The organism is Clavibacter davisi, assembly GCF_052751415.1.
Window position 1 is genome coordinate 1,830,521 of record NZ_CP199882.1, and the last position, 24,398, is coordinate 1,854,918.

General features: G+C 72.7%; 18 protein-coding genes and 1 pseudogene. 11 read left to right on the forward strand and 8 right to left on the reverse strand.

Annotated elements, in window-relative coordinates:
* The first annotated feature begins 1 nt into the window (after nucleotide 1).
* The 3 genes from ACU4ZT_RS08695 (at nucleotide 2) to dxs (ending at nucleotide 5,869) form a co-directional block, all read left to right on the forward strand.
* On the forward strand, nucleotides 2-775 hold the full coding sequence (locus ACU4ZT_RS08695) for a DUF3159 domain-containing protein (protein WP_254654531.1): 774 nt from the start codon (nucleotides 2-4) through the stop codon (nucleotides 773-775).
* A gap of 213 nt (nucleotides 776-988) precedes the next feature.
* Nucleotides 989-3,802, forward strand: a complete 2,814-nt coding sequence (gene acnA, locus ACU4ZT_RS08700) for an aconitate hydratase AcnA (RefSeq protein ID WP_063071861.1) — start codon at nucleotides 989-991, stop codon at nucleotides 3,800-3,802.
* A 114-nt stretch (nucleotides 3,803-3,916) separates the two neighbouring features.
* On the forward strand, nucleotides 3,917-5,869 hold the full coding sequence (gene dxs, locus ACU4ZT_RS08705) for a 1-deoxy-D-xylulose-5-phosphate synthase (protein ID WP_063071860.1): 1,953 nt from the start codon (nucleotides 3,917-3,919) through the stop codon (nucleotides 5,867-5,869).
* Nucleotides 5,870-5,932: 63 nt separating this feature from the next.
* On the opposite strand, the gene ACU4ZT_RS08710 is transcribed toward dxs, so the two are convergent.
* The 7 genes from ACU4ZT_RS08710 to ACU4ZT_RS08740 all read right to left on the reverse strand — a co-directional run bounded on the left by ACU4ZT_RS08710 (nucleotide 5,933) and on the right by ACU4ZT_RS08740 (nucleotide 13,702).
* Nucleotides 5,933-8,062 carry a 3-hydroxyacyl-CoA dehydrogenase NAD-binding domain-containing protein gene (locus tag ACU4ZT_RS08710; RefSeq protein WP_445337033.1) on the reverse strand — a complete coding sequence of 710 codons (2,130 nt, stop codon included), beginning with the start codon at nucleotides 8,060-8,062 and terminating at the stop codon, nucleotides 5,933-5,935.
* Complete coding sequence (locus ACU4ZT_RS08715; protein WP_063071858.1) at nucleotides 8,059-9,267, reverse strand: thiolase family protein; 1,209 nt, start codon at nucleotides 9,265-9,267, stop codon at nucleotides 8,059-8,061. Before ACU4ZT_RS08715 ends, ACU4ZT_RS08710 begins: the two co-directional genes overlap by 4 nt.
* A gap of 71 nt (nucleotides 9,268-9,338) precedes the next feature.
* Complete coding sequence (locus ACU4ZT_RS08720; RefSeq protein WP_270981538.1) at nucleotides 9,339-10,517, reverse strand: HRDC domain-containing protein; 1,179 nt, start codon at nucleotides 10,515-10,517, stop codon at nucleotides 9,339-9,341.
* Nucleotides 10,518-10,933: 416 nt separating this feature from the next.
* Entirely contained in the window at nucleotides 10,934-11,530 is a 597-nt protein-coding gene (locus ACU4ZT_RS08725) for a DUF3000 domain-containing protein (protein WP_270981433.1), read from the reverse strand.
* 80 nt (nucleotides 11,531-11,610) lie between these two features.
* A complete protein-coding gene (locus ACU4ZT_RS08730; RefSeq protein WP_414763379.1) occupies nucleotides 11,611-12,357 on the reverse strand; it encodes a dihydrofolate reductase family protein in 747 nt (248 codons plus the stop codon).
* Nucleotides 12,354-12,794: a SufE family protein gene (locus tag ACU4ZT_RS08735; protein ID WP_063071855.1), complete on the reverse strand. Its 441-nt coding sequence runs from the start codon at nucleotides 12,792-12,794 to the stop codon at nucleotides 12,354-12,356. The genes ACU4ZT_RS08730 and ACU4ZT_RS08735 overlap by 4 nt, the downstream gene beginning before the upstream one ends.
* Entirely contained in the window at nucleotides 12,791-13,702 is a 912-nt protein-coding gene (locus ACU4ZT_RS08740; RefSeq protein WP_063071854.1) for a sulfurtransferase, read from the reverse strand. The genes ACU4ZT_RS08735 and ACU4ZT_RS08740 overlap by 4 nt, the downstream gene beginning before the upstream one ends.
* 156 nt (nucleotides 13,703-13,858) lie before the next feature.
* Between ACU4ZT_RS08740 and zapE the strand changes: the two genes are divergently transcribed.
* The 7 genes and pseudogenes from zapE to ACU4ZT_RS08775 form a co-directional block, all read left to right on the forward strand.
* Complete coding sequence (zapE, locus tag ACU4ZT_RS08745; RefSeq protein WP_063071853.1) at nucleotides 13,859-14,923, forward strand: cell division protein ZapE; 1,065 nt, start codon at nucleotides 13,859-13,861, stop codon at nucleotides 14,921-14,923.
* Between the two features lie 251 nt (nucleotides 14,924-15,174).
* Nucleotides 15,175-16,461, forward strand: a complete 1,287-nt coding sequence (locus ACU4ZT_RS08750) for an ammonium transporter (protein WP_063071852.1) — start codon at nucleotides 15,175-15,177, stop codon at nucleotides 16,459-16,461.
* Nucleotides 16,462-16,684: 223 nt separating this feature from the next.
* Nucleotides 16,685-17,524 (forward strand): aldo/keto reductase, encoded by an 840-nt coding sequence (locus ACU4ZT_RS08755; protein WP_063071851.1) that lies wholly within the window; start codon nucleotides 16,685-16,687, stop codon nucleotides 17,522-17,524.
* Between the two features lie 208 nt (nucleotides 17,525-17,732).
* On the forward strand, nucleotides 17,733-18,158 hold the full coding sequence (locus ACU4ZT_RS08760) for a MarR family winged helix-turn-helix transcriptional regulator (protein ID WP_063071850.1): 426 nt from the start codon (nucleotides 17,733-17,735) through the stop codon (nucleotides 18,156-18,158).
* A 124-nt stretch (nucleotides 18,159-18,282) separates the two neighbouring features.
* Nucleotides 18,283-19,080: a putative protein N(5)-glutamine methyltransferase gene (locus ACU4ZT_RS08765; RefSeq protein WP_081235030.1), complete on the forward strand. Its 798-nt coding sequence runs from the start codon at nucleotides 18,283-18,285 to the stop codon at nucleotides 19,078-19,080.
* Between the two features lie 175 nt (nucleotides 19,081-19,255).
* Nucleotides 19,256-20,563: an endo-1,4-beta-xylanase gene (locus tag ACU4ZT_RS08770; RefSeq protein ID WP_254654530.1), complete on the forward strand. Its 1,308-nt coding sequence runs from the start codon at nucleotides 19,256-19,258 to the stop codon at nucleotides 20,561-20,563.
* Nucleotides 20,564-20,787: 224 nt separating this feature from the next.
* A pseudogene (locus ACU4ZT_RS08775) lies at nucleotides 20,788-20,994 on the forward strand (universal stress protein); the annotation flags it as partial.
* Here the strand turns inward: ACU4ZT_RS08775 and ACU4ZT_RS08780 are convergent.
* Nucleotides 20,978-21,184 carry a hypothetical protein gene (locus ACU4ZT_RS08780; protein WP_063071847.1) on the reverse strand — a complete coding sequence of 69 codons (207 nt, stop codon included), beginning with the start codon at nucleotides 21,182-21,184 and terminating at the stop codon, nucleotides 20,978-20,980. The pseudogene ACU4ZT_RS08775 and the gene ACU4ZT_RS08780 overlap by 17 nt on opposite strands.
* 475 nt (nucleotides 21,185-21,659) lie before the next feature.
* On the opposite strand from ACU4ZT_RS08780, the gene ACU4ZT_RS08785 reads away from it, so the two are divergent.
* Nucleotides 21,660-24,368 (forward strand): CBM35 domain-containing protein, encoded by a 2,709-nt coding sequence (locus ACU4ZT_RS08785; RefSeq protein WP_414763380.1) that lies wholly within the window; start codon nucleotides 21,660-21,662, stop codon nucleotides 24,366-24,368.
* The last annotated feature ends 30 nt before the right edge of the window (nucleotides 24,369-24,398 follow it).

Here is a 24,398-nt window from a genome sequence, read left to right on the forward strand (position 1 = left end):
CGTGACGGCGGGCGACGAGCCGCGCCGGCCGGGCGCGCCAGCCGACGCCGGGTCCGAGCAGCAGGGTCCCGCCGCTCCGGCTGCGGGCGAGGCGCTCGGCGCGAGCATGGCCCAGGCCGCCGAGCGCGCCGGGCTCGGCCAGGCCGCGCGCGGCGAGCCGATGACGCCCTCCGCCCTGATCGGCGCGATGGGCGGCGTCCGCGGCGTCCTCGAGGCGATCGTGCCCGGCCTCCTCTTCCTCGTCGCCTTCACGCTCACGCGCGACATCGTGCTGTCGGTCGCCGTCCCGGTCGGCGTCGCGGTCGTGGCGGTCATCGCCCGCCTCGTCCAGCGCTCGGCCGTCGCCCCCGCGGTCGGCGGCCTCGTCGGCATCGTGATCTCCGCCGTCCTCGCCCTGCGGTCCGGGGAGGGGCGCGACTTCTACGCCCTCGGCCTCTGGACCAACGGGGCCTACTTCACCGTGCTGCTCGTGTCGGTCGTCGTCGGCTGGCCGCTCGTCGGCGTCGCCGTCGGCTTCCTCATGGGGGACGGCACCGCCTGGCGAGGCGACCGGCGGAAGTCCCGCGCGCTCCGGCTCCTCACGCTCGTGTGGGTCGCGTTCTTCGGCCTCCGCCTCGCGGTGCAGCTCCCGCTCTACCTCGCCGACGCGATCGACGCGCTGGGCGTCGCTCGCCTCGTGATGGGCACGCCGCTCTACGGCGTGCTGCTCGTGCTCTCGTGGCTCTTCGTCCGCGCGGTGTACGCGGCCGACCGCTCGGCCTCCCCGGCCGCCTGACGCGAGACCCGTCCCGCCCGCGCGCGCCGCGGCGACGACCGGTCGAGGCGGTGATACGTTTATCTCGACGTCGAGATACATCGACGCCGTCCCCGCCCGCGTCGGCGCGCCCGCTCAGGGTCGCCTTACTGGACCCGGCCGCGGCGGGCGACCAAGATCGGATGACGGGCGGAACGCGGGTTCCGCGCCCATCCAGCGAGGGAAGAGGGCCACGTGTCTGCAATCAACAGCTTCGGCGCGAAGGACACACTCCGCGTCGGGGACACCGACTACGAGATCTACCGCATCGACACCGTGCCGGGCCACGAGCGGCTCCCGTTCAGCCTCAAGGTGCTGCTGGAGAACCTGCTCCGCACCGAGGACGGCAAGAACGTCACGGGGTCGCAGATCAGCGCCCTCGGCGACTGGGTGCCCGAGTCCGAGCCCGACACCGAGATCCAGTTCACCCCGGGCCGCGTCGTGATGCAGGACTTCACCGGCGTCCCCTGCATCGTCGACCTGGCCACCATGCGCGAGGCCGTCGGCGAGCTGGGCGGCGACCCGACCCGGATCAACCCGCTCGCGCCCGCCGAGCTCGTCATCGACCACTCGGTCATCGCCGACCTCTTCGGCTCCGAGGACGCGCTCGAGCGCAACGTCGACATCGAGTACGAGCGCAACGGCGAGCGGTACCAGTTCCTCCGCTGGGGCCAGACGGCGTTCGAGGACTTCAAGGTCGTCCCGCCCGGCACCGGCATCGTGCATCAGGTCAACATCGAGCACCTCGCCCGCGTCACCATGACGCGCGAGGTCGGCGGCGTCCTCCAGGCCTACCCCGACACCTGCGTCGGCACCGACTCGCACACGACCATGGTCAACGGCCTGGGCGTGCTGGGCTGGGGCGTCGGCGGCATCGAGGCGGAGGCGGCCATGCTCGGCCAGCCGGTCTCGATGCTCATCCCCAAGGTCGTCGGCTTCAAGCTCTCCGGCGAGATCCCCACAGGCGTCACGGCGACGGACGTCGTGCTCACCATCACGCAGATGCTGCGCAAGCACGGCGTCGTCGGCAAGTTCGTCGAGTTCTACGGCTCCGGCGTCGGCGCCGTCCCGCTCGCGAACCGCGCCACCATCGGCAACATGAGCCCCGAGTTCGGCTCGACCGCCGCCGTGTTCCCCATCGACGACGTCACGCTCGACTACCTGCGCCTCACCGGCCGCAGCGACGAGCAGGTCGCGCTCGTCGAGGCCTACGCCAAGGAGCAGGGGCTCTGGCACGACGCGTCGGTGGAGCCCACCTTCAGCGAGTACCTCGAGCTCGACCTGTCCACCGTGGTGCCGTCCATCGCCGGCCCGAAGCGCCCGCAGGACCGCATCGAGCTGACGGACGCGAAGTCGCAGTTCGAGCGCGACCTCAACGACTACGCGAAGGTCGACCACGACATCGTCGACCTCGCGTCGGCCATGAGCTTCCCCGCGTCCGACCCGGGCGAGCTGCAGCCGGAGGACGAGCACTCCACGCACGAGACGCACCACGCGTCGAACAGCCCCACGAGCGTCACGAAGCCCACGCGCGTCACCCTCGAGGACGGGCGCGACTTCACCCTCGACCACGGCGCGGTGGCCATCGCGGCGATCACCTCGTGCACCAACACGTCGAACCCGTCGGTCATGCTCGCGGCCGGGCTCCTCGCCCGCAACGCCAGCAAGAAGGGCCTGAAGGCCAAGCCGTGGGTGAAGACCACGCTGGCGCCCGGATCCAAGGTCGTCACCGACTACTACGAGAAGTCCGGCCTCACGACGTACCTCGAGGACCTCGGCTTCTACACCGTCGGCTACGGCTGCACGACCTGCATCGGCAACTCGGGCCCGCTGCTCGACGAGATCTCCGCCGCGGTGCAGGACAACGACCTCGCGGTGACGGCGGTCCTCTCGGGCAACCGCAACTTCGAGGGCCGCATCAACCCCGACGTGAAGATGAACTACCTCGCGAGCCCGCCGCTCGTGATCGCGTACGCGCTGGCCGGATCGATGAACTTCGACTTCGACGCCGACGCGCTCGGCACCGACACCGAGGGCAACGACGTGTTCCTCAAGGACATCTGGCCCGACGCGGACGAGGTCCAGTCGACCATCGACAGCTCCATCGACACGGGCATGTTCACGCACCAGTACGCCGGCGTCTTCGACGGCGACGAGCGCTGGCGCTCGCTCCCCACGCCCACGGGCGCGACGTTCGAGTGGGACGCGGAGTCCACCTACGTGCGGAAGCCCCCGTACTTCGAGGGCCTCACGATGGAGACCACGCCGGTCGCCGACATCACGGGCGCGCGGGTGCTGGCCAAGCTGGGCGACTCGGTCACGACCGACCACATCAGCCCGGCCGGCTCCATCAAGGCGGACAGCCCCGCGGGCCGCTACCTCGACGAGCACGGCGTGGGGCGGAAGGACTACAACTCCTACGGCTCGCGTCGCGGCAACCACGAGGTCATGATCCGCGGCACGTTCGCGAACATCCGCCTCCGCAACCAGCTGCTCGACGGCGTCGAGGGCGGCTACACGCGCGACTTCACGCAGGAGGGCGGCCCGCAGTCCTTCATCTACGACGCGTCGGAGAACTACCAGGTCGCCGGCACCCCGCTCGTGATCCTCGCGGGCAAGGAGTACGGCTCCGGCTCGTCGCGCGACTGGGCGGCCAAGGGCACGAGCCTGCTCGGCGTCAAGGCGGTCATCACCGAGAGCTTCGAGCGCATCCACCGCTCCAACCTCATCGGCATGGGCGTCGTCCCGCTGCAGTTCCCGGCGGGCGAGACCTGGGACACGCTCGGGCTCGACGGCACCGAGGAGATCAGCATCACCGGTCTCGAGGCGCTGAACTCCGGCACCACCCCGCGCACCGTGCGCGTGGTCGCCGCCCCCACCTCCGACTCGCCCGCGGGCAAGGAGAAGGTGGAGTTCGACGCGGTCGTGCGCATCGACACCCCCGGCGAGGCGGACTACTACCGCAACGGCGGCATCCTGCAGTACGTGCTGCGCAGCCTCGTCGCGTAACAGGAGGCTGAGGAGGCCGGGCGGCGACGCCCGGCCTCCTTCGTGCATGCAGGGCCCTGCGTACACTCGATGAGGCGGACGTCGCGACATGGCGTCCGAGGGAAGGCGGTCAGCATGGGAATCCTCGAGACCATCACGGGACCCCGTGACCTGGACCGGCTGAGCCCCGGGCAGATGCTCGAGCTCGCCGTGGAGATCCGGCAGTTCCTGGTCGCGGAGGTGTCCAAGACCGGCGGCCACCTGGGCCCGAACCTCGGTGTCGTGGAGACGACCCTCGCGATCCACCGGGTCTTCGACTCGCCGAAGGACGCGATCGTCTTCGACACCGGGCACCAGTCGTACGTGCACAAGCTCGTGACGGGCCGCCAGGACTTCAGCCGGCTCCGCGCGTCCGGGGGCCTCGCCGGCTACCCGCAGCGGTCGGAGTCCGAGCACGACATCGTCGAGAGCTCGCACGCGTCCAGCTCGCTGAGCTGGGCGGACGGCATCTCCCGGGCCTTCGGGATCACCGGGCAGACCGACCGGCACGTGGTCGCGGTCGTGGGCGACGGGGCCCTCACGGGCGGCATGACGTGGGAGGCGCTCAACAACATCTCCGACGACAACACGCGCAAGCTCATCATCGTCGTCAACGACAACGGCCGCTCCTACGCCCCGACGATCGGCGGCATGGCGCGGTTCCTCAACACGGTGCGCACGCGCCGCACCTACCGCGGCCTCTACGAGACGAGCCAGCGCGTGTTCGGGGTCTTCGGGGCGCCGGGGGACAGCCTCTACCGCGGGCTCCGCGGCGGCCTGCACGGATTCCTCACGCGCGTCACGGACAACGAGGCGCTCTACTCCAACCTCGACATCAAGTACCTGGGGCCCATCGACGGGCACGACCAGCAGGCCATGGAGGAGGCGCTCCAGCAGGCGCGCGACTACGGCGCCCCGGTCATCGTGCACGCCATCACGGAGAAGGGCCGCGGCTACGAGCCGGCGCGCCGGGACGTGGCCGACCAGTTCCACGCCGTCGGCCAGATCGACCCCGAGACGGGGGAGCCGATCGACGCCGCGCAGGCCGCGAGCTGGACGAGCGTCTTCGCGGACGAGATCCTCGCCCTCGCCGACGAGGACCCGCGCATCGTCGGCATCACGGCCGCCATGCTGCGCCCCGTGGGCCTCCACAAGTTCGCCGAGAAGCACCCCGACCGCGTCCACGACGTGGGCATCGCCGAGCAGCACGCGGTGACGAGCGCCGCCGGCCTCGCGTTCGGCGGCCTCCACCCCGTCGTCGCGCTCTACGCGACCTTCGTCAACCGGGCCTTCGACCAGGTCCTCATGGACGTCGCCCTGCACCGCGCCGGCGTGACCTTCGTGCTCGACCGGGCGGGCGTGACCGGTCCGGACGGACCCAGCCACCACGGCATGTGGGACCTCGCCCTGCTGCAGATCGTGCCGCACATCCGCCTGAGCGCCCCGCGGGACGCGACGCGCCTCCGCGAGGAGCTGGGCGAGGCCGTGAAGGTGGACGACGCGCCCACCGTCGTGCGCTTCTCCAAGGGCGTCGTCGGCGACGAGATCGATGCCCTGCGGCGCCTCGACGACGGCGTGGACGTGCTGCACGAGTCGGAGGCGAAGGACGTCCTCATCGTGACCGTGGGTCCGATGGCGGCCATGGGCATCGAGGTCGCCGAGCGGCTCCAGGCCCAGGGCATCGGCGCGACCGTCGTGGACCCCCGCTGGGTCGTCCCGGTGCCGCGGAGCGTCGTCGAGCTCGGCGGCGCCCACCGCCTGGTCGTGACCATCGAGGACGGCGTGGTCGTCGGCGGCATCGGCACCCGGATCCGCCAGGACCTCCGGGAGGCCGGCATCGACACGGGCGTGACCGAGCTGGGGCTCCCGGACGAGTTCCTCGACCACGCCAGCCGCGCGGAGATCCTCGAGCGCGTCGGCCTGACGCCGCAGCACATCGCGCGCGACGTGGTGGCGCAGGTCCTCGGCAGCCGCGTGCCGGCCGCCCGGCCCCTGCGCGAGGATGCCGACCGCGTGTCCGTGGCCCCGGAGGACGACGAGCAGCCGTAGGCCGCAGCACGACGACGGAGGGCCCGGCCGTCGCGGCCGGGCCCTCCGTCGTGCGGTGTCGCGCTACGCGACGCCGCGGATCGCCGGCTGGTGGAAGGTCGTGCCGAACGCGCGCTCGCTCGCGCCGACCCGGTCGAGGTAGGGCGTGAGGCCGCCCATCTGGAACGGGTAGCCGGCGCCCAGGATGAGGCACAGGTCGATGTCCTCGGCCGCGTGCACCACGTCGTCCTGCAGCATGCGGTGCACCTCGTCCGCGAGGCCGGTCTCGACCCGCTCGCGGATCTCCTCGGCCGTCATGGGCGACTTCCCGCCCGTGACGATCCGCACCGCCTCCTTGTCGAAGCCCGTCGGCCGTCCCTTCGCGTCGCGCGCGTAGATGCGGCCGAGGTCCGCGAGCCGGTGCAGGTTCGGGCTCTCGAAGAACCGGTCGGGGAAGGCCGCGTGGTGCGTGTCGAGCACGTGCGCGCCGACCTTGAGGCCCACGAGCTCGAGCAGCTCGAAGGGCGTCATCGGCAGGCCGAACGGCGCGAGCGACCGGTCGACGACCTCGAACGGCGTGCCCGTGTCCACCGCGTGCATGGCCTCGCCGAGGACCTTGGCCAGGATCCGGTTGACCACGAACCCCGGGGTGTCGCGGGTGATCACGGCGTTCTTCTTGAGCTTCCTCGCGACCTGCATCGCCGTCGAGAGCGCTTCGTCCGTCGTCTGCGGCGTCCGCACGACCTCGATGAGCGGCATGACCGCCACCGGGTTGAAGAAGTGGAAGCCCACGAGCCGCTCCGGGTGCGCGAGCCGCTCGCCGATGCGCTCCACCGAGAGGCTCGACGTGTTCGTCGCGAGGATCGCCGTCTCGGAGACGTGCTGCTCGATCTCCGCGAACACGGCCTGCTTCACGCCGAGCTCCTCGAAGACGGCCTCGATGACCCAGTCCGCGTCGGCGAAGTCGGCCTTGTCGGTCGTCCCCGTGATGAGCGCCGTGAGCCGGTTGGCCTCGTCGGGGGAGACGCGACCCTTCTCGGCCAGCTTCCGGATCTCGCCGTGGATGCCGGCGACGCCCGCGTCGACGCGCGCCTGGTCGAGGTCGGTGATCACGACGGGGACCTGCAGCCGACGCACGAACAGGAGGGCGAACTGCGAGGCCATGAGCCCGGCGCCGACCACGCCGACCTTGGTGACCGGACGCGCGAGGTCCTTGTCCGGCGCTCCCGCGGGCCGCTTGGCGCGCTTCTGCACGAGGTCGAACGCGTAGATGCTCGCGCGGAACTGGTCGCCCGAGATGAGGTCCGCGAGGGCCTCGTCCTCCGCGGCGAACCCCTCCTCGCGGGTGCTGCGCTTCGCCCCCTGGAGCAGGTCGAGTGCTCGGTACGGCGAGAGCGCGACCGTGCCGATCCGCTGCTCGAGGGACTTCCGGGCGATGCCGATGGCGACGTCCCACTTCGCGATGCGCTCGAGGCGGCCCGGCGCGTGCGGGCGCTTCACCTCGATGGCGCCCGAGATGACGCCGTCGGCCCAGCGGATCGACTGCTCGAGGAACGACGCGGACGGGAACGACGCGTCGGCGATGCCGAGCTCCATGACGTCCTCCGCCTTCAGCGTGCGGTTGTTCTTGAGCGGGTTCTCGATGATCACCTTCAGGGCGTTCTCGATGCCGATGAGGTTCGGCAGCAGCCATGCCCCGCCCCAGCCGGGGATGATGCCGAGGAACACCTCGGGCAGCGCGACCGCCGGCACCGACTCGTCGACCGTGCGGTAGTCGGAGTTCAGCCCGATCTCGAGCCCGCCGCCGAGCGCGAGACCGTTGACGAACGTGAACGACGGCACGCCGAGCCGGTGCAGCCGTCCGAGGGTGTCATGCCCGAGCTGCGCCATCTGACGACCGACCTCACGGCTGGGGATCTCGCCGACCTTGCTGAGGTCGGCGCCCGCGGCGAGGATGAACGGCTTGCCGGTGATCGCGACGCCGCGGATCTCCCCGGCGGCCGCGCGCGCCGTGAGGCGGTCGAGCACATCGGCGAGCTCCAGCAGCGTGGCCGGCCCGAGCGTGGACGGCCGGGTGTGGTCGCGCCCGTTGTCGAGCGTGACGAGCGCGAGCACGCCGCCGGAGGGCAGGTGGACGTCGCGGACGAACGAGTGCGTGACGACCTCGTCGGGATCGAGCGCCACGAGCTCCCGGAAGCGGCTGGTGTCGGTCACTTGTTCCTCTTCCTCTTGCCGGTGAAGTGCGGGTTCTCCCAGATGACGCTGCCGCCCTGGCCGAGGCCGACGCACATCGCCGTGAGGCCGTAGCGGACCTCCGGGTGCTGCTCGAACTGGCGCGCGAGCTGGTTCATCAGCCGGACGCCGCTGGACGCGAGCGGGTGGCCGACGGCGATGGCGCCGCCGTACTCGTTGACGCGCGGATCGGCGTCGTCGATCCCGAAGTGGTCGAGCAGGCTGAGCACCTGGATGGCGAACGCCTCGTTGAGCTCGAAGAGCCCGATGTCGTCGATCGTGAGGCCGGCCTTGCGGAGCGCCTTCTCCGTGCTCGGCACGGGTCCGATGCCCATGATCTCGGGCTCCACGCCCGCGAAGGCGAAGGACACCAGCGTCATCTTGGGGGCGAGGCCGAGCTCTTTGACGGCGTCGCCGCTCGCGAGCAGGGCGGCCGTCGCGCCGTCGTTGAGGCCCGACGAGTTGCCGGCCGTGACGCGGCCGTGCGGGCGGAACGGGGTGCGGAGCCCGGCGAGGCCCTCGAGCGTCGTCTCGGGGCGCATCGCCTCGTCGCGGGTGGCGAGCCCCCAGCCCTGGTCGGATCGAGTCGCGACGGGCACGAGGTCCGGCTGGATGTCGCCGTTCGCGTACGCGAGGGCGGTCTTCTGCTGGCTGGCCAGCGCATAGCGGTCGGCCCGCTCGCGGGTGAGCGCCGGGAAGCGGTCGTGGATCCGCTCGGCCGTGTTGCCCATGTTGAGGGCGTCCTGGCTGACGAGCCGCTCGGCGAGGAAGCGCGGGTTCGGGTCCGCGTCGAAGCCCATCGGGTGGCGGCCCATGTGCTCGACGCCGCCGGCGATCGCGAGGTCGTACGCGCCGAAGGCGATGCCGCCGGCCGTCGCGGTGACGCTCGTCATGGCGCCCGCGCACATGCGGTCGATGGCGAAACCCGGAACCGAACGGGGGAGACCGGCGAGGAGCGCCGCCGTGCGACCGAGCGTGAGGCCCTGGTCGCCCGTCTGCGTCGTGGCCGCGATGGCGACCTCGTCGATCCGGTCCTTCGGGACCTGCGGGTTCCGCTCCAGCAGCCCGATCATGGCCTTGACGACGAGGTCGTCGGCCCGGGTCCGCCAGTACATGCCCTTCTCGCCCGCTCGCCCGAACGGGGTGCGGACCCCGTCCACGAAATGGACTTCGGCTCTCTCGACCACTGACGCCTCCTCGCATCGATTTCCCCCACCCTAGGAAGAAGCCGGACGGGGGCCGAATCCGTTGACTGTTCCTACGAGGCCCCGTCGTCGGGTGCGTCGTCCTCTTGGTCCGCATCGACAAAGGCCGCGGCCACCGCAGCCGCAGCCGCCTCGATCTGCCAGGGGCGCGCCCCCCACGACGCGAGCGCCTCGCCGACGGCCTCGGGCGCGAGGTCGGCGGGCGGCGTCCAGGCCACGCGGCGGAGGACCTCGGGCGTCACCAGGTTCTCCTGCGGGAGGGACATCCCGTCCGCGACGTCCTGGACGGCCGCACGCGCGCGCTTGAGGCGGCGGTCGGCGGCGGGGTCCTTGTCGGCCCAGGCCTTGGCGGGCGGCATCGACTCGCCGGTGCCGCGCAGGGACGGGAACTCCGTGGCCGCGAGCCCGCGCTCCACCGCGGCCCACCACCGGTCGATCTCGCTGCGGCTCGCCCGGCCCGAGAACTCGCGGACGGCCGCCAGGTCGCGCTTGGACTGCGGCAGCACGCGCGCGACGGCCACGAGCGAGCCGTCGGGGACGAGGCGGCCGGGGCTCGTGTCGACCTCGCGCGCGTACGCGTCCCGGGCCTCCCACAGCTCCTTGGCGACGGCGAGGTTGCGGCCGCCGCGGACGCCGTGCAGTCCGCTGAGGCGACGCCACGGCTCGACGCGCGCGGGCTTCGCCTCCTTGGCGATCGTCGCGGCGAACTCCTGCTCGGCGATGCGCGTCTTGCCCTGCTCCTCGAGGCGCCGGGCGATCTCGTCGCGGACGTCGACGAGCAGCTCCACGTCGAGCGCCGCGTACACGAGCCAGGCGCGGGGGAGCGGCCGGGTCGACCAGTCCGCCGCCGAGTGCTCCTTGGCCAGGTGGATCCCGAGCAGCTCCTCCACCACCGTGCCGAGGCCGACGCGGGGGAGCCCGAGCAGGCGCGACGCGAGCTCGGTGTCGAAGATGCGCCGCGGGTCGAGGCCCACCTCGCGCAGGCACGCCAGGTCCTGGCTGGCGGCGTGCAGCACCCACTCCACGTCGCGGATCACGGCGTCGAGCTCGGCGAACGAGCCGACGGCCGGCGGGTCGAACAGGAACGTGCCGGCGCCGCGGCGGAACACCTGGATGAGGTAGGCGCGCTGGCTGTAGCGGAAGCCGGAGGCGCGCTCGGCGTCGACGGCGATGGGTCCGGTGCCGGCCGCGATGGCCTCGACCGCGCGCAGGTACTCCTCGCGCGTGTCGATGACCGTGAGGTCGCCCGTCGCCGCGGCCTCGCGTAGGGCGGGGCGCGCGGGGGCATCCGGGGCGTCGGCGGCGGCTTCGGCTTCCGGAGCCGCGCTGGCCGGAGCGGAGGACGCGCGACGGCCGCGACCGCGGGACGAGCGGGATCGGGCCTCGGGCTCGGCGGGCTCCGCGACCGGCCCGTCGGGCGCGTCCGCCTCGGCTGCGTCCGCCTCGGGCGCCGCCGCGGGCTCCACGGCGGGTGCCTCCCGGCGGGTGCGCGTCCGGGTGCCCGCGACCACGGCGTCCGTGGCCGTGGATCCCGGCACGTCCGAGAACAGGGACGCGCCCATGGCCGGCCGGGTCAGTGGCGTCGCGGTCGCGGAGCCGGTGGCCTCCTGGCGTCCGTCGGCGGGGTCGGGGGTGTCGGACGGGGCGTTCACGTCCGGGTGCGTCGCGCTGATAGCAGTGTCACTCCTTCGCCCGCGGGAGGGAGTCCGGCGAGCATGCACAGTAGTTCCCCCCAGCCTTCCACATGGGCGGTCACGTCGGCGTCCGCGGGCGTCCACGAGGCGCGCAGCTCGATCTTGGCGCCGCTGCCCTGCCGGGCGAGCTCGCCGTAGCCGGTGGAGATGATCCGGGTGGCCGTGCCCGAGGGCGCCGTGTAGCGCGCGCCGCGGGAGGCCAGGCCGTCGACGAGCCACGACCACGCGACGTCGGCGAGGAACGGGTCGGTGCCCATGTCGGTCTCGAGCGGGGCCTGCGCGAAGCAGACGATGCGGAAGGCGCCGCCCCAGGCGTCGGGCTCCTCGGGGTCGTGCAGGAGGATGAAGCGGCCCGTGCCGAGCTCGGAGTCGGACGCGTGGCCGGACGGCGACACGTCGGCGGCGAGCGCCACGGCGTAGGGCGCGAGGTTCGACGACGGCGACGGGATCTCGGTCAGCACGAGCTCGGACCGGGTGGTGGCCCGCCGGAGCGCGTCCAGCGCCGCGCGGAACTCGGGCGGATCCTCGGCACTGTCACGGGTGTCTACCACGTGGGCAGACTACGGTCCGCCGTCGCGCCCGCCGGGAGCCACGCCGGTCGGCCCGCGGCGATGCGCCCGCGACCAGGGCATCAGCCGTGGTCGACCGCCCAGCGGGCGTACGTGCGGTGGTCGTCGTCCAGGAGCAGCTGCGTGAGTCGCAGCGGAGCGCGGACCCCGGAGCCCGCGGGCACGAGCGGCGTCAGGGACGTGACGAGTTCGGGGGAGGTGGTGAGGCAGAGCTCGTCGACCCGGCCCGCCGCGAGGAGCGCCGCGGCGAGCGCCGGCCCGCCCTCGCACACCACGCCGGTGAGGCCGTGGCGGCCGAGCGCGTCGACGACGTCATCGCCGGAGAGGCGGCCGTCGGCCGCGGCGCCCAGCGGGACCGGGACGATCTCGGCGGGAACCCCGTCGAGCGTGGCGACGGCGCGGTCGCGCGCCTCGGGCGGGCACAGGACGAGGAGCGATCCCGCGGCGGCATCCGCGTCGAAGCGGTGGCCCGTGAGGTCTCCCGAGGACGTGGCGACCGCCAGGGGCGTGCGGCGGGGCAGCACGTACCGCTCGGCGCGCACGGTGCCGGCGCCCACGAGGACGACGTCGGCGACCTCGCGGATCACGCCGAGGATCCGGCGGTCGACCGCGCTGCTGAGGCTGTCGGACGACCCGTCGGCGCCGATCACGCTGCCGTCGACGGAGGCCACGAAGTTGAGGCGCACGTGGACCGGGGATCCGGGTCGGTAGAGGCCCTCGAGCCACGCGCGCGTGCCGTCGTCCTCCAGCCCGCGGGATGCCGCGGCCTCCCCGGCGCCCGCGACGGGCAGGACCCGCGTGATCCTCACCCGGCGAGCCGCTCGCGCACCTGCCGCTTGACCCGGCCGAGCATGGCCGTCATGCCGCGCATGCGCAGCGGGGAGACGGCCGCGTCGAGCCCGATGGTGGACGGGTAGTCGTCGGGCACCGCGAGCACCTCCTCGGCCGGGAGCCCGTCGAGGCCCTGGGCGAGGATCGAGGCGAAGCCGCGGCTCGTGGGCGCCTCGGCCGGCGCCTGCGCGTGCACGTGCACGTCGCCCTCGACGACCTCCACGAACATGAACACGGGCGACTGGCACTCCTCGACGCGCTCGAGGAGGTCGGGGTGCTCGGCGTAGCGCGCGGGCAGCTCCGGCAGCTCGTTGCTGAAGTCGAGCAGCAGCAGGAGCCGGTCGCGCTGCCCGAGCGCGAGGAAGTCGTCGCGGATCTCGGCGAGCGCCGCGGGCAGCACGGGGGAGCCGGTCATCGGGAGGGCAGCTCCCCGGGCTCGGCGCCCTGGACGATGGGGACGCGCACGGCGGAGCCCCACTCGGTCCAGGATCCGTCGTAGTTGCGGACGCCCTCGAAGCCCAGCAGGTGCGTGAGGACGAACCACGTGTGGCTGGAGCGCTCCCCGATGCGGCAGAGCACCACGACGTCGTCGCCGTCGGAGAGGCCCGCGCCCTCGCGGTAGACGGCGTCGAGCTCGGCGCGCGTCTTGAAGGAGCCGTCCTCGGCGGCGGCCTTGGCCCACGGCACGTTGCGCGACGTGGGGATGTGGCCGGCGCGGAGCGAGCCCTCCTCGGGGTAGGCGGGCGCGGTCGTGCGCTGGCCCGTGTACTCCTCGGGGCTGCGGACGTCGATGAGCGGGTTGCCGAGGTGCGCGAGCACGTCGTCCTTGAATGCGCGGATCTCCTCGTCGCGGCGCTCGACCACGGGGTACTCGGCGGGGGCGACCACCGGCTGGTCGGTGGTGACCGGGCGGCCCTCGGCGATCCACTTGTCGCGGCCGCCGTCGAGGAGGCGCACGTCCTCGTGGCCGAAGAGGGTGAACACCCAGAGGGCGTACGCGGCCCACCAGTTGCTCTTGTCGCCGTAGATGACGACCGTGCTGTCGCGGGCGATGCCGCGCTCCGACATGAGCTGCGCGAACCGCTCGCCGTCGACGTAGTCGCGCTGGACCGGGTCGTTGAGGTCGGTGTGCCAGTCGAGCTTCACGGCTCCGGGGATGTGGCCGGTCTCGTAGAGCAGCACGTCCTCGTCCGACTCGACGACCACGAGGCCGGGCGTGAGCGCGCCGTCGGCGAGGCGCTCCTGGAGCCAGTCGCCGCTCACGAGCCGCTCGGGGTGCGCGTACTCGGCGAACCTGGGGGTGGTGTCCGGCTCGACGGCCATGGGGCTCTCCTGATCTCGCGGCCTCGGGGGCCGCGCTGGGTGGGACGCGGTCTAGTCTGGGGGTCTTCCGCGGGCGCTCGGCGCGCGCGTCGACCACCATCCACGGTAACGGTTCGCGATGCGCGGGACCTTCCCATGACAGCCGGAGACCCACCTGTGACGAACACCGACACCGGATCCCGGCACCACGACGAGCGCGGCGCGGGACCGGGCGCGCTGGTCGGCCGGTCGCCGAGCATCACCGGCCAGGAGATCGCCGCGCACCTGGTGCCCCCGCGCCAGTTCGACGAGGCGCGGTTCGACACGTACCGGCCCGACCCCGAGTACGACACGCAGGCGCAGGCCGTCGAGGTCCTCCGCGCCTTCTCGGGCGACCGCGCCGGATCCCGGGGCGGGCTCTTCTCCCGGCGGAAGGCGCCGGCCGTGAAGCCCGGCGTCTACCTCGACGGCGGCTTCGGCGTCGGCAAGACCCACCTGCTCGCGTCCCTCTGGCACGCCATGCCGGGACCGAAGTACTTCGGCACCTTCATCGAGTACACCGCGCTCGTCGGCGCCCTCGGCTACCAGGGCGCGGTGGAGATCCTCCGCGGCGCGACGCTCGTCGCCATCGACGAGTTCGAGCTCGACGACCCGGGCGACACCATGATGATGACCCGGCTGCTCTCCGACCTCGTGGCCGACGGCACGCGCATCGCCGCGACGAGCAACACCCCGCCGAACGCGCTGGGGGAGGGGCGCTTCGCCGCGGCCGACTTCCTCCGCGAGATCCAGGCGATGAGCGACCGGTTCGACACGATCCGCATCGACGGCCTCGACTACCGCCGCCGCGCCTTCGAGGGCCACGCCGTGACGGTCGCCGACGCCGACCTCGACGCGCGGGCCGAGGCCGCGGGCTCCGGCGGGCGTGCGGTCACGGTCGACGGCTTCGCGGACCTCGTCGGGCACCTCGCCCGCCTGCACCCCTCGAAGTACGTGAAGCTCATCGAGGGCGTCGACGTGATCGCCCTCCGTGACGTCGCCCAGCTGACGGGCCAGACCGACGCGCTCCGCTTCGTCGCCTTCGTCGACCGCGTGTACGACGCGCAGATCCCGCTGCTGGCGACGGGGACGCCGTTCGACGAGGCGTTCTCCGCCGAGATGCTCGCGGGCGGGTACCGGAAGAAGTACCTGCGGGCCATCTCCCGGCTCATCTCGCTCACCGCCTCGGCCCGCGAGCTCTAGCGCACGCGCCTCCCGCGGAGCTGGGTGCGGGACGCCCGCGACGGCCTCCGAGGCCCCCGGTAACACGATGTTCACACGGCCGCCGCCCGTGTAACGCGCCCGAAACACGGCCGGCGAGCCCGCGAAACCTCGCCCCCGGACACTGGAGCCGTACCCGGCACCCGGCTCGCGCCGAACCCCCCGACCACACGGGCGGCCGCTCGCCTCCCGTCGGTGCGACCCCCTGCACGATCTACGAGAGGTGAAACACCATGGATCAAGGCAACACCGCCTTCCTCCTGATCGCCGCGGCGCTGGTCCTCCTGATGACGCCGGGTCTGGCGTTCTTCTACGGCGGGCTCGTCAAGGCCAAGAGCGTCATCAGCATGATGATGATGAGCTTCGGGGCCATGGGCCTCATCGGGCTCCTCTGGGTCCTGTACGGCTACGCCATCGCGTTCGGCAACGGTCCCGGCGGGCCGAGCGCCAACGACCGGTTCGTCGGGATCGACGGGGTCCTCGGCATCGACCTCGGCCAGCTCGGCCTCGGCGACGCCTATACCGCCGCCCTCGGCGAGCAGACCACCGCCTACCCGACGCTCGCCTTCGCCGCCTTCCAGGCGACCTTCGCGATCATCACCGTCGCGCTCATCTCCGGCGCCATCGCGGACCGCGCCAAGTTCGGCGCGTGGATGGTGTTCGCGGGCGTCTGGGCGACGGTCGTCTACTTCCCGGTCGCCAGCTGGGTCTTCAACTTCACCGCCGTCGACGGCGCGAACGTCGACGGCGGGTGGATCGCCTACAACGTCGGTGCCATCGACTTCGCGGGCGGCACCGCGGTGCACATCAACGCGGGCGCCGCGGCGCTCGCCCTCTCGCTCGTCCTCGGCAAGCGCGTCGGGTTCGCCAAGGGCATGCACGTGCCGCACAACCCGCCGTTCGTGCTCCTCGGCGCCGGCCTCCTCTGGTTCGGCTGGTTCGGCTTCAACGCCGGGTCCGAGCTCGCGGCCGACGGCCTCGCGGCCGTCGCGTTCCTCAACACCATCGCGGCGCCCGCCGCGGCCATCCTCGGCTGGCTCGTGGTGGAGAAGATCCGCGACGGCAAGCCGACCTCGGTGGGCGCCGCATCCGGCGCGGTCGCCGGCCTCGTCGCCATCACCCCGGCCTGCGCCTCGCTGTCGCCCATCTGGGCGATCGTGCTGGGCCTGGTCGCCGGCGCCGTCTGCGCCGTCGCGATCGAGCTGAAGTTCAAGCTCGGCTTCGACGACTCGCTCGACGTGGTGGGCATCCACCTCATCGGCGGCCTCATCGGCACGCTCTACATCGGCATCTTCGCCACGAACGTGGGCCTCATCTACTCGGGCACCTTCGAGCAGCTCGGCAAGCAGGCCCTCGCCGCGTTCGCGGTGCTGATCTACTCCTTCGTGCTCTCGTACGTCATCGGCACGATCATCCAGAAGACCATGGGCTTCCGGGTGAAGAACGAGGACGAGATCGCGGGCATCGACACGATCGTCCACGGCGAGGAGGGCTACGTGCTGGAGACCTCCGGCCGCTGATCCCGCTCCGCGCCACCCGACGGGCGCCGCTCCTCGCGAGAGGACGGCGCCCGTCGTCGTGCTCGGGACGCGCCGGGCGCGCGGTCTCCTGTTCGCCCAGCGCGGAGCCCGCCGTCCCCCCGGTCGTCGGGACGCGAGCCGGGCGTACGGTGGATGCACGCGGGGAGCCGAGCACGACGGCGCCCCGCCCCCGTGACCATCGAGACGAAGAAGACGAGAGCACATGGCATCCCCCCTCATCACCCTGAACAACGGCGTCACCATCCCGCAGCTGGGCTTCGGCGTCTTCCAGACCCCGCCCGCCGAGACGCAGCAGGCCGTGGAGCGCGCCTTCGAGGCCGGCTACCGCCACATCGACACCGCCGCCGGCTACTACAACGAGGAGGGCGTGGGCGCCGCCATCAAGGCGACGGGCATCCCGCGCGAAGAGCTCTTCATCACCACCAAGCTCCGCAACGGCGACCAGGGCGCGGACAGCGCGCGCACCGCCTTCGAGGACAGCCGCCGCAAGCTCGGCGTCGACGCGGTCGACCTCTACCTCATCCACTGGCCCTACGCCCGCCACGGCCTGTTCGTCGAGACGTGGAAGACCTTCGAGGCGCTGCACGCCGAGGGCCTCATCCGCGCGATCGGCGTCTCCAACTTCCTCGAGAAGCACCTCGAGCAGCTGGCCGCCGAGACCGACGTCGTGCCCGTGGTGAACCAGATCGAGGTGCACCCGACGTTCCAGCAGCACGACCTCTCCACGTTCTCGGTGGAGCGCGGCATCGAGGTCGAGGCGTACAGCCCGCTCGGCCAGGGCGCCGACCTCGAGTCGGAGATCGTCACGCGCCTCGCGAAGGAGCACGACGCCACGCCCGCGCAGATCGTGCTCGCCTGGCACCTCGCGCAGGGCCGCATCGTGATCCCGAAGTCGGTCACCCCGGAGCGCATCGTCGCCAACTTCGAGAGCATCGAGGTCGAGCTCTCGATCGAGGAGCTCGCGGAGATCGACACCCTGGAGTCGGGCACGCGACTCGGCGCCGACCCGGACACCGCGGACTTCACGCAGTTCCCGTCCTGATCCGGCCGCCGGACCCCGGCGACGCCCCATCACCCCGACGCCCGCCCGGCCCCGGCCGCGGCGGGCGTCGTCGTCCCGCGTCGCATCCCGGATCCGCCCTCGTGCGGGGCCCCCGCCGGCGCTACCGTGAGCATCACGACATGACACCCGCCGCCCACCCGCAGCCGCGGGGTCGACGCGCGAGCGGTCACGCATCCGAGGAGCACCCGTGACCGACCCGACCGAGCCGCACACCCGGCTCGCGCACGCGCTGAGCGCCGTGACCGAGCGCATCGACACGTCCGTCGACGCCAGCTGGGACGGCCTCACCGGCGTGCAGATCCTCATCCTGCGCCGCCTGGCCGGCACCGAGCGCATGGACCGCACGTCGCTCGCGCTCGACACCCGCACCGCACGCGCGGCCACCGTCCCGAGCCTCGCGAGCCTCATGCAGAAGGGCTTCGTCGTCGAGTCGCAGGACGCCGCGGGATCCTTCCTGCGCCTCACCGACGGCGGGCGCCAGCTCCTCGCGGAGGTGCACCTCGCCCGCGCCGAGTGGCTCGTGCAGGCCGCGGAGCACGCGCACCCGCCGGTGCGCGGCGAGGAGCTCCTCCGGGTCGCCGCGCTGCTGGATCACCTCGGCAGCGACGCCTGAGCGTGCGGCGACCGTGACGACGCCGGACGACGCCCGCCGCGTCGACGCTCCCGGCCTCGCCTCCCTCGTGCTCCGCCTCCGGGCCGCGGGATGCGTCTTCGCCGAGGAGGAGGCCGAGCTCCTCATGGCCGCGTCCGTCGAGCGCCACCCGGATCCGGCGCGCCCCACGGACCCCACGGCCCCGTCGATCCCCGCGACGCGCGGACTCCTGGCGGCACGGGCAGCGGAGCTCGAGGCGATGGCGACCGCCCGCGTCTCCGGCGAGCCGCTCGAGACCGTCATCGGCTGGGCGGAGTTCGCCGGGCGGAGGATCCTCGTCGACCGCGGAGTCTTCGTCCCGCGCCGCCGGACGGAGCGGCTGGCCCATGCCGCCGCGGCGGCGGCCCGGGGGAGACGGCGACCCGTCGTCGTCGACCTCTGCTGCGGATCCGGCGCCATCGCCGCCGTGATCGCCGACGACGTGCCCGGCGCCGTGGTCCACGCCTCCGACGTGGATCCGGTCGCGGTCGCCTGCGCGGCCCGCAACCTCGAGCCGCGTCGCGCGACCGTGCACCGCGGCGACCTGCTGGACGCCCTGCCGGACGACCTGCGGGGCCGGATCGACGTCCTCGTCGCGAACGTGCCGTACGTGCCGCGTGCCGCGCTCGCCCTCATGCCGCCGGAGGCCCGCCTGCACGAGCCGGAGGCGACGCGCGACGGCGGGCCCGACGGGCTCGACGTGCTGCGACGCGTGGCGCGGGGGAGCGGCCCCTGGCTCGCGCCCGACGGGATCCTCCTCGTCGAGGTCGCGGACGCGCAGCTCGACGACGCCGTCGCCGCGTTCGCCGATGCCGGGCTCGAGGCGCGGGTGGAGCGGATCGACGCGCCCGAGGACGACGCGGACGACGGCACCCGGGTCGTCACCGGCCGCCGCCCGCGCTGACCAGGCGGCGGACCGGCCGACCCGCCGGCGACACGCGACGGCGACGGCGACGGCGACGGACCGCCCGCATCCGTGACCCGCCGCCGATCTCGTTGGCACCTGTCAACAAGCCGCGCGGCGTCGGGGCGGTCCTGCCTAGAGTCCCTGTGTCCCATCCATCGCACGAGAGGCACCAGTGACTCCCCGTCCCATCCGCTCCACCCGCTCCGAGGCGTCCGTCCGCGTGACGCCGTCCCACCCCGATCCCGAGCTCCGCCGCCGCCGACCCCGCCGCGGCCTCGCCGCCGTCGCCGCGGCCGCCGCCGTCCTCACCGCGGCTGCCGTCGGCGTCCCCGTCGCCTCCGCCTCCGCGGCCGCCCCCAGCACGCCCGTCCCCGGCATGCAGGTCCCCGCCCTCAAGGACGTCCTCGGCGACGCCGGCATCGAGCACGTCGGCGTGGCCATGGGCAGCGGTGAGGTGCAGGGCACCTCGTCCGACCTCATCGCCCGCCACTTCAACGCCATGACCCCGGAGAACGAGGGCAAGGCCGACGCCATCCAGCGCGTCGAGGGCCAGTTCGACTTCTCCGGCATCGACCGTCTGCTGGACTTCGCCGACGCCCACGGCATGAAGATGTACTTCCACGTCGACTTCTGGATGCCGCAGACGCCCGCGTGGTTCTTCCTCGACAACGGTCGGCCGCTCACGAACAGCCCCGCCGACCAGGCGCTGCTGAAGGCGCGCATGGAGGCCCACGTCAAGGCGATCTCCGACCACATCGCGTCCCGCTACCCGAACGGGAACAGCCCCATCTGGGCCATGGACGTCGTCAACGAGGTCATCGACGACGGCCCCAACGCCAACCCGCACCACATGAAGGACACCCGCTGGTTCCAGGTGCTGGGCGAGGGCTTCGTCGACGAGGGCTTCCAGCTCGCGAAGAAGTACTTCCCGGGCGTCAAGCTCTTCATCAACGAGTACAACACCGACTCGCCGAGCAAGCGCACCGACTACCTCGGACTCATCTCCGCCCTCCTGAAGCGCGGCATCCCGGTCGAGGGCGTGTCGCAGCAGAGCCACATCGGCCTCCGGAGCGACATCGAGGAGCTCCGCACCACTATCCACGCGGTGAAGGCGATCGACCCGAAGCTCCTCGAGGCCGTCTCCGAGCTCGACGTCGGCGCCTCGCAGGCGGCCGCGACCGGCGACAGCCAGAATCGGAGCCACACGGCGCCGGTCTACTCGAACCCGGACGACACCGCCGCGGCCGTGGGCTGGGTCTACAAGGACCTGTTCACGATGATCCGGCAGGAGGCCGGGAACCTCGACTCGGTCACCTTCTGGGGATCCGACAACTCGCACACCTGGCTGCACAGCCCGGCGATCGACCAGCCCTGGGAGCAGCCGCTCCCGTTCGGGACCAACCAGGAGGCGATGCCCGCGTACTGGGGCATCGTGAACCCGGGCCTGCTCCCGGCGCGCCCGCCCCTGCCGAAGGGCTGATCACCGCCCGACACCGCAGCGGCCCCCGTCCTCGCCGAGGACGGGGGCCGCTCCGCGTTCGTCGCCTCATGCGACGAAGGTCTTCGGATACCTTGCCCCGGGGGGAGGGGGTGCCTACGTTGCGAGAATCCGACACCGGAGTCGGAACGCATGGAAGGTGTTCGACGATGAGCATTCCCCGCACCACCGCGTCCGCGCTCGCGGACGTCCGTCCTCCCCGGGCGGGCAGCCGGGGCCACGGCGGCTTCGTCGGGCTCCTCCTCGGATCCGTCAGCTCCGCCTGCGCCGAGCACGCCGCCTGCCCCGTGCTGGTCATGCACGCCCCGCTCGTCGAGCACGAGGACCCGGTCAGCGCCGGCGCGGAAGCCCTCGGCGACGGGAGCCGCGCATCCGACGCGCCCGCGCCGTCGCTCGTCACCACCCGGGGCTGAGCCGCGCGTCGCCTCGAGCGCGGCGGGGGAGGGCGAGATGCTCCCCGCCGCGCGCGGGCATGCTGAGGCCGGCGACCGCGATGACCGTCCTGCGGTCGCGGACGTCGTCGACGCAGCGCGTGAAGTTCTCGTCGCCGTCCATCGCGGAGCGGCCCGGCCGGGAGCGCCAGCGCAGTGCACGCAGCGTCACGAGGTGGTCGCCACCATCCGGTGCCGGTCGCCTCGCAGCGCGCCGTGGCCGCAGCGCGCCGTGGCCGCTGGGGCCGCTGGGGCCGAGGAGGGCGGTCCGGTCACCCCAACCGAGCCGCGACTACGCCTCATATGACATAATGTGCATTATCAGCGGTGTTGATCAGGGCGAGAGCGGGTTGAGCCAGCCTGCCTCGTGAACTCCTGATGCCCGGCCACACGGCTCCTGCGTCACGCCATCGCTTCGAGGCCGACGCGCCTGGTGGACGTCGTTCGTCGGGACGTCGTGTGCCACCCCGCGCGGTCGCCAGCCGAGCCGCCCGCCGGGACACCGCGTCGTGCGACGCCGGCCTGCGGCCATCCAGGTGAACACCGGCGCAAGTTCCGTGAAAGCGCTTGCGCACCTCCGCGTCATCGGACATGATCCGTGACAGCGCTTTCACGGAGTCGTGATGGCCTAGAGGAAGTACGAAGGAGTGCACACGTTGTCGAAGTCCACCCGGTCCCCTCTCCGACGGGCGCTGCTCGGCTGCACCGCAGCCGCAGGCGCGCTGTCGCTCGCGCTGTCCGGCGCGTCGCTGGTCGCATCCCCCACATCCGCATCCGCCGCGACCAGTCGCGTGGCCGTCGACTTCGGCACCAGCACCGGCGCCTTCCGCGGCGGTGCGACGGGCACGCTGTACGGGCTCGGCGACGACGGATCCCCGTCGCCCGCCGTCCTCGCCGGCGCCCACGTCACCAACACGTCGCAGAAGCCGCCGCAGGGTACCCAGCACCCCAATGGCGACGCCCTCGACGTCGAGCACGGCTTCTTCTCCGCCGGCGGCAAGGACCTGTACGTCTACCTCCAGGACGAGTACCCCGACTGGGCCTACAACGGCGGCAAGCGCCCCGGGGACGCGAACGGCGACGGCGAGTGGGACTACCTGCCCCTGCTCCGCAAGGCTGTGGAGGCCGTGGCCACGAAGTCCGAGCACCCCGAGAAGTACGTGTTCATCCCGTTCAACGAGCCCGACGGCGGCAACTGGTACCCCGACTGGGCGAACCAGAAGTCGCAGTTCCTCGCCGACTGGTCTGCCGCGTACGACGCGATCCAGCAGATCTACGCGGCGCACGGCCTCGGCAAGGCGAGGATCGGCGGTCCCGGCGACTCGGTCTGGCGCGCCGACCGCAGCCGCGACCTGCTCGCGTACGCGAAGCAGAGGTCCGAGCTCCCCGACGTCTTCATCTGGCACGAGCTCGGGACCCAGAACCTCGCCACATTCCGCGGGCACGACGACCAGTACCAGGGGATCCTCCGCGACCTCGGCCTGCCGGACATCCCGGTCGACATCACCGAGTACGGCATGCTCCGCGACATGGGCGTGCCCGGACAGCTCGTCCAGTGGCTCTCGATGTTCGAGGACCGCAAGGTCGACGCGCAGACCGCCTACTGGAACTACGCCGGCAACCTCTCCGACAATTCCGCCCGGAGCAACGGCGCCAACGGCGGCTGGTGGATGTTCAAGTGGTACGGCGACCTCGCCGGCAGCCGCACGGTGAAGGTCACTCCCCCGCAGGCCGACGTCGCCGACACGGTGCAGGCGATCGGGGCCCGCGACGACGCCGATGGCAAGGCGACCGTGCTCGTCGGCGGCGGATCGTCCGACATCGGCCTCGACCTGACCGGCCTGGATCCGGCGAGCTTCGGCACGAGCGTCGACGTCGTCGTCCGCGCCGCGCGGCTGAACGGCGCCGAGGGCCTCTCCCGGCAGCCCCCGGTCGTCCTCTCGACCCGCGCCGCGCTCGCCTCCGGCGCGACCACCCTCACCATCCCGAACAGCGACAGGTACTCCGCCTACGAGGTGCAGATCACCAAGCCGCTCGCCCAGCGGCCCGCCGTGGACTCCTCGCTCGTCAGCAGCGTGGAGGCGGAGGCCACCGCGCTCCACGACGCCACCGTCCAGGCGCAGGATCCCACGCGCGAGTGGTCCTTCATGGCCTCCGGCGGGAGCGACGTCGGCGGGTTCGACCAGGTCGGATCCTCGGCCACGTGGAACGTCACCGTGCCCCGTGACGGGACTTACCGCCTGTCCGTGCTCGCCGGCGCCGGCCAGGCACCCGGACAGCACGCGCTCTTCGTCGACGGAGCCTTCGGTCAGCTCGTGAAGTACTCCGCCGACCTGTCCTCCACGTACCGGGGCAGCACCGACGTCCTCGTCCCGCTCCGCGCCGGCACCCACTCGCTCTCGCTCCGGGCGAGCCGCGACGGGACGACCCGGCTCCCGGGGAGCGCCGTCACGCTCGACCGCTTCGAGCTGCGCGACGCCACCGATGGCGAGCCCACGACGTATCCCGCGACCGAGGCCCGCCTCGCATCCGGCGCCCGCCTCGTCTACCAGCAGCCCCGCGCCGCGGCGGACGGCGGTGCCCGTCTCGGCGGATCGGCATCGGCCTCGTTCTTCGTCTCCGCGGCCGAGAGCGGCTACCACGACGTCGCCGTGCGGTACACGACCGAGGGCGCGTCCTCGCTCGGGCTGAGGGTCGGCGACCGGTCGGTGCCCGCAGGCAGCGTGGCGGGGGCCGGCGCGTGGAGCACCACGGTCCGCGTGTGGCTGACCCAGGGCGTGAACGAGATCGGCGTCTCCTCGTCGACGGGGGTGACCGTCACCGACATCACGACCACCCGCGGCTCCAGCCAGCGGGCGGCGGACACCGCGCCGGGGAACGCCGTCCGCGTCGAGGCCGAGCAGCTCGCCCGCGCCGGGGCCACGGCGATCCGCACCCTGCCGGCGTCGAGCGGGTCGAACGGCTCGGCCGACGCGCAGAGCGCGGTCGGCGTCCTGGGCAGCCTGGGCGGCGGAGCGGGCAACACGGCGACGATGACCCGCCCGTCCGGGCTCGGGGCGGGCGACTACGTCCTCACCCTCTCCGCGGCCAACGCCGACAAGACGGCCGCGATCAACTACAACCCGCAGGTGATCAGCCGCTTCGTCGACGTCTCCGAGGCCGGCGGAGCCCGAGCGCGGGTGACCGTACGGCACGACTACTCCTGGAGCAGCTTCTGGGACTACGCGCAGCCGGTCACCCTCACCACGGCGGGCGGCGCGCTGACCCTCGGCAACGCGAGCGCGTACGCCCCCGACATCGACACGGTCACGCTCGCCAAGCAGGCCGTCGGCTCGCCCGTCACCACCTCCCGCTGACGCCCGCGCCGGCCGGCGACCGCGAGGCCG

Excerpts from the sequence above, each read along its gene's own strand:
- dxs (WP_063071860.1), top strand. The coding sequence starts at position 3,917 with ATGGGAATCCTCGAGACCATCACGGGACCCCGTGACCTGGACCGGCTG.
- ACU4ZT_RS08735 (WP_063071855.1), bottom strand. The coding sequence starts at position 12,794 with ATGACCGGCTCCCCCGTGCTGCCCGCGGCGCTCGCCGAGATCCGCGAC.
- ACU4ZT_RS08740 (WP_063071854.1), bottom strand. The coding sequence starts at position 13,702 with ATGGCCGTCGAGCCGGACACCACCCCCAGGTTCGCCGAGTACGCGCAC.
- ACU4ZT_RS08750 (WP_063071852.1), top strand. The coding sequence starts at position 15,175 with ATGGATCAAGGCAACACCGCCTTCCTCCTGATCGCCGCGGCGCTGGTC.
- ACU4ZT_RS08755 (WP_063071851.1), top strand. The coding sequence starts at position 16,685 with ATGGCATCCCCCCTCATCACCCTGAACAACGGCGTCACCATCCCGCAG.
- ACU4ZT_RS08765 (WP_081235030.1), top strand. The coding sequence starts at position 18,283 with ATGGCCGCGTCCGTCGAGCGCCACCCGGATCCGGCGCGCCCCACGGAC.